Origin of the sequence: Chryseobacterium candidae, from assembly GCF_004916905.1 — a bacterium.
GTDB lineage: Bacteria > Bacteroidota > Bacteroidia > Flavobacteriales > Weeksellaceae > Chryseobacterium > Chryseobacterium candidae.
In genome coordinates, this window is record NZ_SDLV01000003.1 from 189,537 (window position 1) to 206,798 (window position 17,262).

Here is a 17,262-nt window from a genome sequence, read left to right on the forward strand (position 1 = left end):
AAAAATAATATTAATTATTTGTTAAAGGTGGTTTAAATATACTGATATAAGTCAGAATGACAAATAAAAAAAAAGGATTGCAATTGCTTGATTATAAGCTGATTATATTTTCCCATTCTAAAACAGTGGAAAAACCTTTCTCCCAAAAATAGTTCTTATAGTCCCCAAATTTGGCACTCATTACAAAATCTCCACCCCATGCACCTAAACTTTTGACAAATAAAGGGCAATCTGAGAATAATTTTTCTTTAACTGTGAGAATTTCAAGAAAATTTGCAATTTTATGCTCATGAATCATCATTAATTCGGAAAATTTTTCCAATTCATTGCATAACAATATTTTTTTTGTGAGATCTGAAAATTCATTCACCAATTCCGGAGACTTCTTTTTGGACTTGTATAAGTTGATTCCCTCTCTACTATCCTGCTTCTGATTTAAATGGATAAAAATCAGTTCATTTTTAAAGGATGGACTGAAATCTACCTTCTCATATTTTATCTCAGGTTTACTCTGGAACAGAACTGCAGATTTTTCTTTAGCTACAGCGATATCGTATCCACTGCCACCTAAGCTGATAGTATTAAGATAAAAAGGATCAACCTCTGCCCATTCTGCCAGATTGTTCATCAGGGTGGAACTGCTACCAAGCCCATAATCCGCCGGAAACTGAAGATTGGTTTTTAAATGATAAGTAAGGTCTGCTTTGAATTTACTGCTAGAAAGCTGCTGAACATTTTGTAGTGTTTTGGTAATGAATTCAGCACTTGATGGAATATTGGTTTCCAGAATCTGCCAGTTTTTATAATCTATGACAGCTTTTAACCATAATGTATTCTGATGATAAGCTTCCCAAAAAATAAGAGATTTTCCATCTTCTTTTTCTTCAAAGAAAAACTCTTGTCCTAGCCTGGTAGGTACCGCTAAGACAAGAGCTCCATCTATTGCGAAATATTCTGAAGTAAGCATAAGCTTGCCCGGTGAAAATATCGCGTTCATATTTTTATTAGATTGCAGAAGTTGCTTCTACAGATCCGTCAATTTTTTTGATCAATCCCTGAAGGGTTTTTCCTGGCCCTACTTCTACAAAGTTTGATGCACCGTCTTTAATCATATTCTGAACAGACTGTGTCCATTTTACAGGACCGGTAAGCTGAGCGATCAGGTTTTGTTTGATCTCATCGGGATTTGTTACCGCTGTAGTCGTGATATTCTGGTATACAGGAATTGTTGCTTTTCTGAATTTTGTTTTTTCGATAGCTGCGGCCAGTCTTTCCTGTGCAGGCTGCATCAATGGTGAATGGAAAGCTCCGTTTACTGGCAATAACAATGCTCTTTTAGCTCCTGCTTCTTTCAGTTTTGCGCAAGCTTCTTCTACTGCGGGTGTTTCTCCGGAAATTACCAATTGTCCCGGACAGTTATAGTTGGCAGGAACAACAATTCCGTTGATCTGTGCACAGATTTCTTCAACCTTAGCATCTTCTAAACCTAAGATAGCTGCCATAGAACTTGGATTGGCATTGCAAGCTTCCTGCATAGCCTTTGCTCTTTCAGAAACTAATTTCAAACCGTCATCAAAGGATAAGACTCCGTTGGCAACCAAAGCTGAAAACTCTCCTAAAGAGTGTCCTGCAACCATTTCAGCACCAAGACCATTTACGGCTTTTAACGCTGCTACTGAATGTATAAATATTGAAGGCTGGGTAACCTCTGTTTTCTTAAGATCCGCATCCGTACCGTTAAACATAATGGAAAGAATGTCGAAACCTAAAATTTCATTGGCAGATTCCATCAGATCTTTAATATCTTTTCTAGAATCATACAATTCTTTTCCCATTCCTACGAACTGAGATCCCTGCCCTGGAAATACAAGTGCTTTCATGTATTGAATTAAATATTATGCAAATATAACTATAATGTTAATAATATTCTTTTAAACAGCTATAAATCATTTAAGGTACTAACCTGATTACTCTATAACCGGTATTTACATAAGCACCATTAGCTTTAGATTTTACAAACTCAAATTTGGTAGCAAGCTGAGTCTGAACTTTATTCATCTGTTTAAAGATCTCTCCTTTTTTATTTTCTCTGGTTAACATGTCATTAACAACATCAAAACCTACGATTGCATATTTTGGTGGAGTTTTACAGTATTTGCTTTTATAAGCAGCCAGAATTTCTTTTTCAAAATTTCCGTCCGTATTAATCTTTCTATCCATCAGATATACCAGACTTGCCTGGCTCAGTTCGTCTACTCTCTTCTCAAAAACCGGAGAATAGAACATACTGAATGCTTTTATTCCCTGAACTTCTTTAGAAATAGCGATCATTCTGTTGGCAAAAGAATCTCCAGCAGCATTATCATCATTTGCTAAAATGGCAATAACCGGTGCAGACTGTCCTGTCATCATATTCTGATCCGGCTGAATATCTGCCGGGGAATTAACAATAATGATATTAGGATTTTTCACCGCTTTTTCAAGTCCGGCTTTGATATAATTGGCATTTTCTTTTTTAGCATCTGCCACTATATATATTTTCTGATCTGAATAAATTCCTTTTACCTCTTCTACAATCTTATCAGCATAGGTCTGATTGTTGGTCTCAACAATAATAAGATTACTGTAGTTATAGAGTTCCGGAGAGTTGGCAAATGGTGCTACAACCGGAATTTTCTGATTTTTGGTAAAATCAAGAACATCAATTACATTGGATTTAAAGAAAGGCCCTATGATAAGGTCTGTATTATCAGGATTGATCTGTGTTAAAGAGTTTTTGAATGAAGCTTCATTTCCAGAATCTACCACTTTAATATCCAGTTTTTGTCCTCCTCTTGCATTTCTTTCAATGGCAAGTTTAGCTCCTGTCAAAAAATCAAGAGCCATTGCTCTATACTGAGTTTCGTTGGTACTGTATCCGAAAGGAAGCATTAAGATAACACTTAAAGCATCACCGTTTTTCTTTACGTATGCAGCATCCTGCTTTTTAATTTTTAAAACCATTCCGGTTTTCAAACCATGTGAAAGATCCGGGTTAAGAGCAATAAGCTCATCAATAGAAACACCGAATTTGTTAACGATAGAGAATACTGTATCACCCTGCTGAACTGTATAGGTTACATAATCATCACCTGCGGCAACATTGGAAATAGTTGTTGATTTTTCGTTCCCGGAATCCATTTTTGCTTTTGGATTGGCAGTTTCTGCAACAGTATCAGTATGAGTCGTTGTATTTATTCTTTTTATTTTAATGGTATCACCTGGTTTCAGTCCTTTTTCTTCCAATCCCGGATTTAAAGCATAAAGGTCCTGCTGGCTGATGCCAAACTGTTTTGTAATTCTGTAATAATTATCTTTAGCCTGGATAACATAAGACTCTCCTTCTACAGCAGCAGTAGCGGTTGTAGGGGTAATCGTCGTTATATTTTTTTCTACAGCGGGTTCAGCATGTTTTTCTGCTGTTACAGCCTGCTGCTCACCACCATATTTTTTAATGCTGGCAAGAGGTAAGGTGATTTCGTCCCCTATTTTCATGTGAGAATCCAGTTCAGGATTCAGTTTTCTCAAATCAGTTTCGGAAATTCTGTATTGTTTTGTAATACCATATATTGTTTGCTTTGGCAGTAAAACAATTTTACCCAGAGAAGAAGCACTTGTGTTTGAAGTTACTTTTTCTGCCGGAGCAGTTTTTGTTACAGCCGGAGTGGCTGCTTTGTCTGATTTTATGGTTAAAACATCTCCAATCGCCAGTTTGCCATCTTTATGTTTGGGGTTTAGCTTCAGCAATTCATCTACAGTCATTCCATACTTTTTGGCAATGTTGTAAGGATTGTCACCTTGCACAACCGTATGTGATTTCTGGGCTGAAACTCCCAAAACCATACATAAACTGGATAGAATAAAAAACCTCTTTATCATATTCGATAATTATAATTTACAAAAATACTTCTTTAAAATTAAATGGCAATAATTATTAATTTGGAATCATCAACCACCATCTCTTCCAAACAATTTTCAAGCCACGAGTAGCCGTAATCTGAAAAGAATACACTAAAGTTATAGACTCTTTCCTGCCATGTTTTTGCGGGATGAACATCTAAAAACAGATTTTCAAGCCGTTCCAGCAATTCGTTCTGTTTTATTTTTTCAGCATGAAGCAGACGTTTTTTCATTCTTTTAAAAGATTTCAACTGTCGTACTTCTTCTGCCTTTACCATATTTCCAAAAGATTTTTCAGTGGTTTCCGCCGAAGCTTTCAATGCAGAAAAATTACTCATCAATAATTCTTCTTTTTCTTCAAGTAATTGTAAAATCGGATTATCTTTTAACATCTTCTGATGGGTAAGTACCGAGAAGTTATGGAAAAAATCTTCAATTTTAAGATCAAGTTTCTCAATTTTCCCCAATGTTTTTTCTTTCAGGAATAGCATCGAGTTTCTTGGAATAAGGATAGGGAAAGGTGTATTAATTTTTGAGAAATAATCTTTCAGTTCCAGCCAGTACATGATTTCGGCATTTCCACCGATGTAGGCCAGATTTGGCAGTACATTTTCCTGATACACCGGACGCATCAATGCATTCGGACTGAATTTTTCAGGATGATTTTCCAATTCTTCAAGAATTTCTTCTTCTGTAAACTGAATAGGTTTATCTACAATACTATATTTCTGTCCGTTAAATTCTATTCTGTCTCTGGTTTCAGAAAGGTAGAAAAGGTTTATTTCACGAGGGTTCACCTGAACCTTTCCGTATTTCTCTGTCAGAAACTTTACTTTATCTTCAGAAGTTTTCTGTAAGCTAAAATGAAGAAGCTCATCTTTAAAAATGGTCTTCATCTGATTTTTAAGTTCCTTAGAATCTCCGTCTACAATCAAAAGCCCAAATTCTGAGAAAAGACGATTGACAAGAATCTTAATAGCTTCCGTTAAAGTGTTTCCTGCCTTATAAGCTTCTTTCATCATTAAGATCAGCTCTGTACCGAAAATAGAATCTTTGAATTCTTTTTCAAATTCCGAAATAAAATAGGTATCAGTGATTTCAATTCTCCCTACCGGACCTCCGGATTTCTCATGGGTTTCGTAATAATTATTCTCGGTTTTAAAATGATTGATCTCCGCAAAGTCATGGTCTTCCGAAGCCATCCAATACACCGGAACGAAATTAAAATCCGGGAAATTTTCTTTCAGATAAGTACATGTCTTTATCGTCTGAAGAATTTTATATACGAAGAAAACAGGTCCTGAAAACAAGTTTAGCTGATGCCCTGTCGTAATGGTGAACGTGTTGGGCAGTTTAATATTCTCAAGATTTTCTTTCTGCCTTGAAGATAGGGAAAGAGTTTCTAACTGACCTTCTAACACATCAGCTAAAATATTTCTTTTTTCTGAAGCAAAAGAATCTTTTTTCAGATGAATCTGCTGTCTGAAATGCTCTAAGGAAAATGTATAATTTTCAAAACCTTCAATTTTCTGATGTAAAAAATCTTTTACCAATTGAGGAATGCTTTCTATATCGTTAAATGATATTTTATTAATTGTTTTCAACCTGTAAAGTTTTTAGTTGAACAAATACCACACGATTCCGATATTCAATCTGAAATCATACACCGGGTAATGTGGAAATGCATATGCTTTGTTATTGGAAATCACTGTTCCTATCTGCTGTCCTTCTATGAAAAAGAACATTTTCTTCACCTTCATATTAATATAAACATCAGCGATAGGCTGTCCTCCAATGGAGAATGAATCTGCTCTTGGAAGGATATATTCATTAAGAACAGGGAAGTATTCTCTTGAAGCGAATTTAGAAAAGTAATATACTTTAACACCTGCCTGAATTTCTGCTGCTTTTTTGAAGGCCTGAGTCTGGTAGAAGAAATTGGCTCTACCAATGAAGCCCGGCATTGGAAGCAGATCTTTGTTCGTTAAGGTATTCTGGAAATGCACTCTTGTATTCAGATGGAATTTGTTGAAGCTGAATGTAGCATCTCCTCCGATCTGAGAGATATTGACTGAATTGTCACTTTGCTTCGGACTTCCATTGCTGTCAAAGTACGTATAGTTATCAACTCTGAAGTAATTGGCGAAAATTTCAGTTTTAAACCATTTCAGATTGATACTTCCTCCCACTTCCATTACAGACTGGTTCTTTGCATCTTCAAGATAATAATTGAAATTATTATAAACGGAGGTATTCAATAAGTAATTGAATGAAGGATAGGCACTTTGGAAGTTCACTTTTGCATTAACAAAATAATCTTTGATGGGTTCAAATTTCAGATTATTGGTTGTTTTAAGGTAGCTTTTAAACTGGCTACCGTTTGAAAATTCCAGGAATGAATTCAGTTGAATTTTATCCCAAAGTTTTACCTGCAGATTTCCTACGGCTCCTATTCTGTTTTCTTTGAGTTCACCAGGAAAAGGCACATTGTTGAGTGCAACAATATCTCTTATCCCGAATTTAATCATCTGATAACGTACACCAGCATCCAGCTTGAATTTTTCATTATTAAAGATAAGGCTTACTGTATTGCTGAAATTTTCAGAATATTTCTTGGTTGTGAGTGGAAAACCATTGACTAAATCTGTAGGATCATCATACCAATAAGATTCCAAAGCGGTTTGGTTATAATAGTATTTATTTCCCTGATGAGAAAGAATATGTCTTATGCTGAAAGGAAATTTCTCAGAATTGAATGGAGTAAACTGATGACTCAGATAATATCTTCTGTAAGAAAACTGCGAGCTTGAAGAAGCCAGATTTACCTGTGCGTTTTGTCTGTTGCTATAATTACTGTCTCCACTCTGAAACAGATTATCTTCGGTAATCCCTCCACTTTCCTGATTATTTACATTCTGATGAAGATAATGGGCAAAAAGCTCATAGTTTCCGCTTTTCGAAATATAATGCCCCGAGAATAACGTATTGTTGTTTGCTGACAATGAGTTTCTGTAAAGCCCCTGAGAACGAAGTCCCATATATTCAAGAGCGAAGTTGAATCTCTTTCCGATATTCTGGGTATAGGTTGATTTCAGAGCAGCTCCGTTACGCATTGCATTATGATAAATAAATGATGCGGTAGGTGTTTTTACATCATAGTATTTCACATCATTGGCTCCAATGATCATGTAAGATTTATTGGAAGGCAGTAAGGAAAGGTTTTCTTCCGGGTTTACCTCAAATACAAGTGGATTGAATCCTGAACCAATGTTGGCAGGCTGTACTCTTCCGAAGTTATCTTTATTATTTTGCTGTGAAAAGATATAGGTTTTATCAAAAGTCATTACGGTATCAAAAACTTTCTTTTCAGAAAACTGAGTCTGATACTGGTAATCATTAATGGTAGGCTTAAAAATTTTCAGGGAATCTTTTTTCCCGGAATCTATCACAAGGGTATCTTCTTTTTTGGACCGAGGCTTTGTCTCTGCTTTATTAACGACCTGAGCCCTGGCTACAAAACTTAAAGAGAAGAGTATGAAAAGGATGTACTTCATTATTCATTATTGTACAGCAAAAATAAGAAATAAAAGGACATAAAAAACCCCTGCTTTGAGCAGGGGTTCTATATAAAATGATTATTGTATGATTAATAACCAGGATTTTGCTGAATCTGAGGGTTATTATCAATTGCTCCTTGAGGAATTGGTAATTGCCACTTATGACTTGCAACAGGAAGCGACAATACAGTCGCAGGGTTTCCTGTTCCATTAGATTCAGGACCAAAGTTAGATCTTTGAATTGGCAACGCAAGTCTTTTTAAAGTAAAGAATCTGTCTGTTTCAAATGCTAATTCCAGTCTTCTTTCTAACATAATTGCGTTCCAAAGAGTTTGCCCAGTTTCTGTTCCAGAAACAAAGCCAGTATATCTTTGTGCCCTTAACGTATTTAATAAACCTAGAGCTCCAGCTTCATTTCCTTTCTTATACATTGCTTCAGCAACATTTAATAGTACTTCCGAAGTTCTTAAATACTTAACATCAACAGCTTCAATAGGTTTATCTGTAGCTTGTTTGTATTTAATTACATTATTATAATTTTTACCATTAAAAGGAGAAGTTACAATGTAAGAAGACTTTCTAATATCTATGTCCTTAAATTTAGTATATAAATCATAGTCTACAACATATTCTGATTTAATCTGGCCTCCTACAGTCTGGTTATAAGCAGAGCCAGTTTTAATGTTTTCAATACTTGAATTCAATACTTTAAATAAAACTCCATCAACTGAAGTATCATTCCAGATATTTTTGAAAGTTCCAATTGTACCTACACTTGGTTTTAGAGCAAGAGCTTTTTGTCCCCAAGTAATAGTATTATCATAATCACCCTTGTATAGATATACTCTTGATAGCATTCCTTGTACAGCAGCCTTTGTAAGTTTGCCTACATTCGCAGATTGTGTAATGTTTTGTTCCGCAAAAAGTAAATCACCAATAATTTTGTCATAAACCTGGTTTACGTTCAAATTTCTTGTAGTCATTAAGAACGGATCAAATTTATCTACATATGCTATCCCCATTGACCCACCAGCATCCGCAGACTGAGTAGGTATTTTACAATATCTTCTTACGATATCAAAGTGAGCAATCGCACGAATTCCCCTTGCTTCAGCCTCTATATTAGTTCTAAATGCTCCTGATGGTAAATTATTAATCTTATCAAGAACCGCATTAGCTCTGGCTGCTACAGCATAACCTCCTCCATAAACAGAAGTTATTTCTCCTACGTTTCCAGCAAAATTTAAATTGTAACCATCGTTATTTGATCTTCTTCCCTGAGGATTCTGGATTAAGTTATCTGAAAGAATATCTGGAATTATTAATTGGCTATTATCACCAGCATAATATCCTCCAATCTTAAACGCGTCATAAGCATAATCTACTCCTCTTCTGAAGTCTCCCTCGGTTGTATAATAGTTATCTACAATCAGTCTATCATTTGGCACTACACTTAAATCATCAGTACAAGACGCAACAGTGAAAGCCATTGATGCAAATAATACTATTCTTACTATATTTTTTTTCATGATAAAATTGAATTAGAAGTTAACTTGCACTCCCATTAGGAATGTTCTTGTATTTGGATAATTGTATAAACTTAAAGCTCCTGGAATAAATGCTCCATTATTAATTTGAGTTTCAGAAGCTACAGCAATTTCTGGATCTCCTGTGAAGTTTGTCCAAAGAGCTAAGTTCTGACCTGAACCATAAACTCTAATACTATTTACAGGAAGTTTTTCACCTAAAAATTTCTTATCAAATGTATATCCGATTTCTACTGATCTTAATCTTACAAAATCTGTTTTTTGTAAGAACTGATCTGTAGTTTGAAGACCATTTACATTTGGTTTTGGTAATACACCTGAATCACCTGGATTTTTCCAATAGTTGAACGCATCAGTACTTAAGTTTTGGTTATAAGCAGAGAAGTCAACAAGGTTTTGTGCTACAATATTATAACTATATCCACCTGTTTGGAATGAGAAATCTGCGTTTAAGTCAAAGCCTTTATATCTGAACGTTGTCCCAAAACCTCCATAAGCACTTGGCAATGTAGATTTTCCTGGCAGGAACTGAGCATCACCTGAACTATATACATTAGTGATAGAACCATCAAGTTTGTAATACAATGCATCTCCAGTTGTAGGATCTACACCTGCACTTTTAACCATTTTAAATACAGTTGGTTCATTTCCAATGCTCATGAATGTATAACCATCTAAACTAAGCTGAGTATTAGTTCCATACAAGCTCTTCACATTATATTTAAGCATTGAAATATTTCCTCTTACAGACCAGTCAATATCTTTACTTCTAATAATATCAATGTTTAATTCAGATTCTAAACCTTTAATTTCGATGTTACCTGCATTAGTAACACTCGAGAATAGATATCCACCTCCTTCATATTGTGTACTTGGAATTGCATAAAGGAAGTCCTTTCTATCATCCTTAAATACTTCCGCACTTAATTTCACTCTGTTGTTCCACATTACGAAATCAACCCCTAAGTTTTGAGATGTTTTAGATTCCCATTTAAGGTTTTTATTTCCAACGTTGTTAGATGGACCAGAAGTAGGATCTAAACCATAGTCACCAGATACGATCGAAACAAGGTTTTGGTAATCAGCAAGAGCAGAGATATTACCTGTTGTACCAATACTATATCTGAATTTAATATCATTGAAGAAAGGAACATCAAAGAAAGATTCTTTTGCTAAATTCCATGCTGCTGAAGCAGACCAGAAATTACCATATTTATTACCTTCCCCTAGTCTGGAGTTACCATCTCTTCTGATTGATCCGGATACTATATATCTGTTAGCATAATTATAGTCAACAACTCCTAATAAACTCACATAGTTTGTTGTAGTTGTGTTACCTGTAATAGCGAATGGAGTAGCTGCCGAACCTACGTCAGTAATATCTGGTCCTAGCATAACTCTTTTTGTACCAGATAAACTTCCAAATTGTTCCTGGCTATATTCGAATGCTGCAACTGCAGATACTTTATGTTGTCCGAAAGATCTTGAGAAGTCAAATCTGTTATTGAATACATATGTCCAGAAATCTGATCTTGTATCTCTGATACTTCCATCCGGATATCCATATACTTTAGCAATATCTGAACCTTTTCTTACAACATATTTGTTTTTTCTAAGGTCATAAATTGTACCGAAAGTAGACTTAAATGATAATCCTTTAAAGAATTCATAGGTACCGAATACCTGCCCTGACAATCTTGTTCTCCAATCTGTTGTCACCTCATTTCTTCTAAGATCAATTGGGTTAATAGAGTTTGTTGTAGGGTTGAATGAACCATTTGAATTATAAATAGGTTCATATGGATTCAGTGAATATACTGAATAGAATGGGCTTAATGCATTGTATGAGAATCGCTGATCCTGTGTCTTAACATTTACGACACCAAAATCAAAACCTAGCTTCATTTTATCCGTAATCTTCTGATCGAAGTTAAATCTTGCATTGTATCTTTTGAAACCTTCTAATTCCTGTAAGATCCCTGAGTCAGAATCATAACCAATAGAAGCATAATATGAATTTTTATCACCTCCACCTCTTACAGACAAGTTATGGTACTGAATACTTGAGTTTCTTAAAATTTCTTTTGACCAATCATGATCCTGCGCTAGCAATGCTGCTTTTTCTTGGTCTGTATAAAGCGGGTTTGGATTGATTCCAATTGTAGACATTTCATCTTCAAACTGAATCTTTTGTGCAGTATTCATCATTTTAAAGTTGATATCCTTTGGCTTATAAGCAAAACCAAATCTTGTATCATATGTAATGGCAGGTTTTCCTAATTTACCCCTTTTAGTAGTAACTACGATAACCCCATTTGCAGCCCTAGCTCCATATACAGCAGTAGAAGCAGCATCTTTCAATTCGGTAACACTTTCAATATCTGTTGGAGGAATCGAGTTAAACTGACGCTGTGTCATATAAATACCATCAACCACGAATAATGGATCAGATGCTCCTAGAGTAGAAGACACATTGATAGCTCCTCTGATTCTAATTGATCCTGGTTCTCCTGGTTTACCAGAGTTTGTAGATACCTGCAAACCTGACATTTTACCTTGAAGCATGTTTGTAATACCGGTACTTGAAGCAGCCATCCTAGTTAGCTCATCTCCATTTACTACAGAAACAGCTTGGGTAACTTCTTCTTTTTTCTTTTTTTGTACCCCAACTACAACAATCTCATCAATTACTTTAGTATTTGCTGTATCTTTTTTAGTTGTTTGCGCAAAAGCGGATTGTCCTAAAAAGAACATAACTCCTGCACTCAATACACATAATTTAACATTCATATTAACAAATTTTAATATATTTTAGGAGCAAATATGTTAATAAATATTAACACTAGCAAATTTTTCACATTCACAAATCATAGATATATTCATTACAAACCAATATAATATCACAAAGAACATTAAAATTCATAATATTACATGTAAAAAAATATTAAAATTTAAATTAGAAACTTAAATTATTTACTTTTTAACACTTTGAAACCAAAAGAAAAATAATTATTTATAATGAATCTAAATTAAAACAATACTAATATTCAGCCTTATAGCCGTTTTTTTTTATTTATATGATTATTATTTTTTATTTTTTTCAACACAAATACTTTATCCAATTAAACAGATAAAAATTATCTAGTTTCTTTTCATTAATAACCAAAAAAAAACATGAGAAAAATAGTGTTAACAGCTTTAGCCATATGCTTCAGTTTTAGCTTTGCACAAAATACACTTTCGGTAAATGGTGCGACAGGAGCACAATCCGTATTTGATGGCATCAACTCAACTACAGGTAAAACATTTAAATATGATGAGATTGCAGGAGATTCCCCATATATTGGGAAAGAATTTTCTGATGCAAAGATTGCTGTTAATTATGAGCAGATTCCTATACGCTATAACAGCTACACTGATGAAATAGAATTTAAGAAAAACGGAAATGTTCAGGTTCTTCCAAAAACCACAGATTTTTCAAGAATTGAAGTTCTGTCTCCTAGACAAGTAATCGTTTTACTTGATACTTCAGATAATTTAAACGGATATTTTTTTGAATTGATCAACGGAAAAAACAATCTGTACAAAAAAATCAAAACTAAATTTACTGATGTTGTACCAGCCGCAAATTCTTATGCAAGTGAAAGACCTGCTAACTTCAGAACATTGCCTCCAGTGTACTACATCAAAACACAAAACGGCTTTATCAAGAAGCCTAAAAATCAAAAGGATATTATTAATCAGTTTCCAGATAAAAAAGACAGCTTAACCACCTTCTTTAAATCCAATAAAATAAAGTTTGATAAGGATGAGGATTTAATAAAGCTTGTTACCTTTTTGAATGAAAATTAACGAAATATTTATAAACAATCATAAAAAAAAGCAGGCATCTGAGATGCCTGCTTTTCTTTTCTTAAATTATTATTTCAATTTCTTCTTGACTGCTACTTCTTCGTAAACTTCAAGAATATCTCCGATTTCAATGTCATTGTAACCTTTAAGGTTTAGACCACATTCATAACCCTTAGTGACTTCCTTCACATCATCTTTGAAACGTTTTAAACTTTCAAGCTCTCCGTCGAATTTAACAATACCGTCTCTTAATAAACGTACTTTGGATTGTCTTGTCACTTTTCCGGTAAGAACCATACAACCTGCAATTGTTCCCACTTTAGAAATCTTGAATACCTCACGGATTTCAACATTACCAATCACCTGCTCCTGAATCTCCGGAGAAAGCATTCCTTCCATAGCTTCTTTTACCTCATCAATTGCCTTATAGATTACAGAATAGGTTCTGATCTCAATTTCTTCACGATCTGCAAGCTCTTTCGCATTAGCACCCGCTCTTACGTTGAATCCGATGATAATTGCATCTGATGCAGCCGCTAAGTTGATATCAGATTCTGTGATCTGTCCAACCCCTGAGTGAAGAATTTTAACGCTGATTTCTTCTGTTGATAATCTTTGTAACTGATCAGAAAGAGCTTCTACTGAACCATCCACGTCACCTTTAAGGATAATATTCAATTCTTTGAATTCTCCTAAAGCAATACGTCTACCTAATTCTTCAAGTGTCGTATGCTTCTTAGTTCTGATTGACAATTCTCTCTGCAGCTGTTCTCTCTTATTGGCAATAGCTTTACCTTCACTTTCATCAGCATATACCCGGAATTTATCACCTGCAGTAGGTGCCCCATCCAAACCTAAGATTGTAGCAGGAATTGATGGACCGGCTTCATTAAGATTTTTACCTCTTTCATCAAGCAAAGCTTTTACTTTACCATGATTTTTACCTGCTACCACATAATCTCCAACTCTTAAAGTTCCGGTCTGTACCAGCATTGTTGCTACATAACCTCTACCTTTATCTAAAGATGCTTCAATAACAACTCCGTTTGCTGCACGTTCAGGATTTGCTTTTAATTCAAGCATTTCAGCCTGTAGTAAAACTTTCTCCAACAATACATCTACGTTATTACCGAATTTGGCTGAGATTTCTTGTGCCTGTACATTTCCACCCCACTCTTCTACCAAAACAGGAGGGTTTAAACCTGAAAGTTGCTGACGGATGTTATCAGGGTTGGCATTTGGCTTATCCACTTTATTGATTGCAATAATCATTGGTACCTGCGCGGCCTGAGCGTGAGCAATTGCTTCTTTCGTTTGTGGCATCACATCATCATCGGCAGCAATTACGATAATTGCAATATCCGTGATCTGAGCACCTCTTGCTCTCATCGCTGTAAAGGCTTCGTGACCTGGTGTATCTAAGAAGGTAATTCTCTGACCGTTTTCCAGTTTCACGTTATAAGCACCGATGTGCTGAGTAATTCCTCCTGATTCACCAGCGATTACGTTGGTTTTTCTGATGTAATCCAATAATGAAGTTTTACCGTGGTCAACGTGTCCCATTACAGTAACTACCGGAGCTCTCTGTAATAAGCTTTCTTCAGTATCCACTTCATCTTCAGCATCTGTATCTTCAAGATCAGCATCTGAGAATTCGATTTTATAACCGAATTCATCTGCTACTAATAATAAGGTATCCGCTTCAAGTCTCTGGTTCATGGTAACCATTACCCCTAATGAGAAACAAGCAGAGATTACTTCCGTTGGAGAAACATTCATCAAACTTGCCAATTCACCTACTGTGATGAATTCTGTTACTTTCAGCGTTCTGTCTTGTGCTTCAAGCTCCTGCTGACGCTCATCCTGCTCTCTACGGAAAGTTCTCTTGTCTTTTCTGTGTTTTGCAGATTTAGACTTACCTCCTTTGTTAGTAAGTTTTTCTAATGTTTCCTTGATCTGGTTTTTAACTTGTTCGTCAGTTAATTCAACTGGCATAACTCTTTGTCCGGGTCTGTTGTTCTGGCCTCCTTTTTTGAAGCCACCACCTTGCCCCTGACGGTTTCCACCCCCTTGGTTATTTCCAAAACGGTTTCCACCCTGGCCACCCTGACCTGGAGGACGATTTCCTTGTACTCCCTGACCTTGGCGGTTTCCACCTTGTCCACCGTTATTATTCTGACGGTTTCCCTGGCCCTGACCACCCTGGTTGTTATTATTTCCTGAGTTTTGATTATTCCCCTGACCTTGTTGGTTATTCTGGCCACCTGGTTTTTCAATTCTCTTTCTTTTCTTTTTTGCTCCTGCACCCGGCTTTGGCGCAAACTGAGTTAAGTCTATCTTTTCACCAACGATCTTAGGACCGTCAAGTTTCTGATACACTGTCTCAATTTTCTGTGGTTCCTGAGATTCAGGCTCAGCCTCAGCTTTCGGAGTTTCCACTTTTTTCTCTTCTACAATAACTGGTTTTGGAGTTTCTTTTACTGGTTCCACAGGTTTAACTTCTTCTTTTTTCTCCTCCATTTTTGGTTTGTCTTTTTTCACAGGTCTGTTTCTAGATTCTATTTGAGACAAATCAATTTTATCCAAAACTTTAAATTCCTGCTTTTCTGGTACTGTTTTAACTTCCGGTTGCTGTTCTTCTTTCACGATTTCTTCTTTCTTTTCTTCAACCGGTGTTGCAACAGGAGCCACAGGAGCCGCAGGAGCTTCTTCAACTTCAGGCTTCTTAGGCTCTAAGTCTATTTTACCTAAAATTCTGGTTTCTGGTTTATTTGCTTTAGCTCTTATCACTTCAGGGGTTTTCTTTTCTTCAATTTCCAGCTTTTCTTCCGGAACTTTAGTGATCACCACCTCATGGGAAGCCTTTCTTTGTTCGCCGTCTTTAGCAAACTCAGCCTCCAATGCAGAATATGCCGCTTCTTCCAATTGAGCGTTAGGATTGCTTTCAACCTCGAACCCCCTTGACTGTAAAAACTCTACTAATCTGGACATCGAAATGTTGAATTCCTTAACCGCTTTATTTAATCTAATTTTTGGCATTTATATTATTTACTGTTTTTAATTTTTAAAATTAAAGTATTTCTTTTTTACTGTTTATTAAGATTTATTTACAATCTTAATCTTCAAATTCTTCTCTCAGAATACGTTTAACCTCTTCGATTGTTTCTTCTTCAAGGTCAACCATATTTAAAAGACTTTCAGTTTCTTTATCCAATACTGATTTTGCAGTTGTAAGTCCTACTTTCTTAAACTCATCCAAAATCCACTGCTCGATATCATCGTTAAATTCTCTCAATTCAACATCGTCATCCTCGCTGGATTCTCTGTATACATCAATTTCATATCCTGACAACCAAGAAGCCAGTCTGATATTCTGTCCTTGCTTTCCAATCACTTTAGAAATCTCTTCAACAGGGGTGTAAACCAATGCATAGTTTTGATCCTCGTTGATGTCAATTTTATTGACGGTCACATTTCCTAATGCTCTCTTCACCAAAATCTCAGGGTTTTTAGACCACTGAATAACATCGATGTTTTCATTTCTCAACTCTCTTACAACGCCATGAATTCTGGATCCTTTAACTCCAACACAAGCTCCTACCGGATCAATTCTGTCATCATAAGCATCTACTGCAATCTTTGCCTTTTCACCAGGAATTCTCACTACCTTTTTCAGGATAATTGTTCCGTCCTGGATTTCAGGAATTTCCAGCTCTAATAACTTCTCAAGGAACTTAGGTGCAGTTCTGGAAATAATAATCTGTGGTTTAGAACCTTTAAAATCTACTGTCTCAACAATAGCTCTGATATTCTCACCCTTTTTAAAGAAATCGGATGGGATCTGGTTTTCTTTTGGTAAAATAAATTCATTTCCTTCATCATCCAGCAGAATCACGTGCTTATGACGGATATGATGGATTTCACCAACAACGATTTCACCAATTTTATCTCTAAACTGTTCGTACAGCATTGCATTATTGTGCTCCTGAAGTTTTGTAGCCAGAATCTGCTTAAGGGTAAGAATATTTCTTCTTCCCAATTGTGCAACAGGAATTTCCATTGTAAAGTCTTCTCCTACTTCGAAGGTAGGATCAATCTTCTTAGCTTCAGAAATTTCAATTTCCAAATCATCATCTTCAGACATTTCGTCCTCTACAATTGTTTTATTTAAAAATATCTGAAAATCTCCTTTATCCGGGTTTACAATCACATCAAAATGATCATCTGAATCAAATCTCTTTCTTAAAAGAGTCTTCAGTGAATCTTCAATAATTGCCATAAGATCAATCTTACTGATCCCTTTTTCGTCTTTAAAATCACCAAAGGATTCAATCAACGCTATATTATCCATCTATTCTTTTTTCTTT

General features: G+C 35.5%; 10 protein-coding genes. 1 reads left to right on the forward strand and 9 read right to left on the reverse strand.

Annotated features, from left to right (window positions below):
* Positions 1–91: 91 nt before the first annotated feature.
* The 7 genes from EK417_RS01630 to EK417_RS01660 form a co-directional block, all read right to left on the reverse strand.
* Positions 92–997: a GYDIA family GHMP kinase gene (locus EK417_RS01630; protein ID WP_136521146.1), complete on the reverse strand. Its 906-nt coding sequence runs from the start codon at positions 995–997 to the stop codon at positions 92–94.
* Between the two features lie 7 nt (positions 998–1,004).
* A complete protein-coding gene (gene fabD, locus EK417_RS01635; protein ID WP_076595939.1) occupies positions 1,005–1,880 on the reverse strand; it encodes an ACP S-malonyltransferase in 876 nt (291 codons plus the stop codon).
* 70 nt (positions 1,881–1,950) lie between these two features.
* On the reverse strand, positions 1,951–3,918 hold the full coding sequence (locus EK417_RS01640; RefSeq protein ID WP_228407974.1) for a LysM peptidoglycan-binding domain-containing protein: 1,968 nt from the start codon (positions 3,916–3,918) through the stop codon (positions 1,951–1,953).
* Positions 3,919–3,956: 38 nt separating this feature from the next.
* Positions 3,957–5,543 carry a bacillithiol biosynthesis cysteine-adding enzyme BshC gene (gene bshC / locus EK417_RS01645; RefSeq protein WP_110366464.1) on the reverse strand — a complete coding sequence of 529 codons (1,587 nt, stop codon included), beginning with the start codon at positions 5,541–5,543 and terminating at the stop codon, positions 3,957–3,959.
* A gap of 12 nt (positions 5,544–5,555) precedes the next feature.
* Entirely contained in the window at positions 5,556–7,493 is a 1,938-nt protein-coding gene (locus tag EK417_RS01650) for a putative porin (protein WP_136521147.1), read from the reverse strand.
* Positions 7,494–7,585: 92 nt separating this feature from the next.
* Positions 7,586–9,025, reverse strand: coding sequence for a RagB/SusD family nutrient uptake outer membrane protein (locus tag EK417_RS01655; protein ID WP_136521148.1), 1,440 nt, complete (start codon positions 9,023–9,025; stop codon positions 7,586–7,588).
* A 12-nt stretch (positions 9,026–9,037) separates the two neighbouring features.
* A complete protein-coding gene (locus tag EK417_RS01660) occupies positions 9,038–11,833 on the reverse strand; it encodes a SusC/RagA family TonB-linked outer membrane protein (RefSeq protein WP_136521149.1) in 2,796 nt (931 codons plus the stop codon).
* Positions 11,834–12,217: 384 nt separating this feature from the next.
* Here EK417_RS01660 and EK417_RS01665 point away from each other — a divergent pair, with 384 nt between their 5' ends.
* Positions 12,218–12,895, forward strand: a complete 678-nt coding sequence (locus EK417_RS01665) for a hypothetical protein (protein WP_136521150.1) — start codon at positions 12,218–12,220, stop codon at positions 12,893–12,895.
* Between the two features lie 69 nt (positions 12,896–12,964).
* Here the strand turns inward: EK417_RS01665 and infB are convergent, their stop codons facing one another.
* Entirely contained in the window at positions 12,965–15,934 is a 2,970-nt protein-coding gene (gene infB, locus EK417_RS01670) for a translation initiation factor IF-2 (RefSeq protein WP_136521151.1), read from the reverse strand.
* A gap of 76 nt (positions 15,935–16,010) precedes the next feature.
* Entirely contained in the window at positions 16,011–17,246 is a 1,236-nt protein-coding gene (nusA, locus tag EK417_RS01675; protein WP_034691439.1) for a transcription termination factor NusA, read from the reverse strand.
* Between the last annotated feature and the right edge of the window lie 16 nt (positions 17,247–17,262).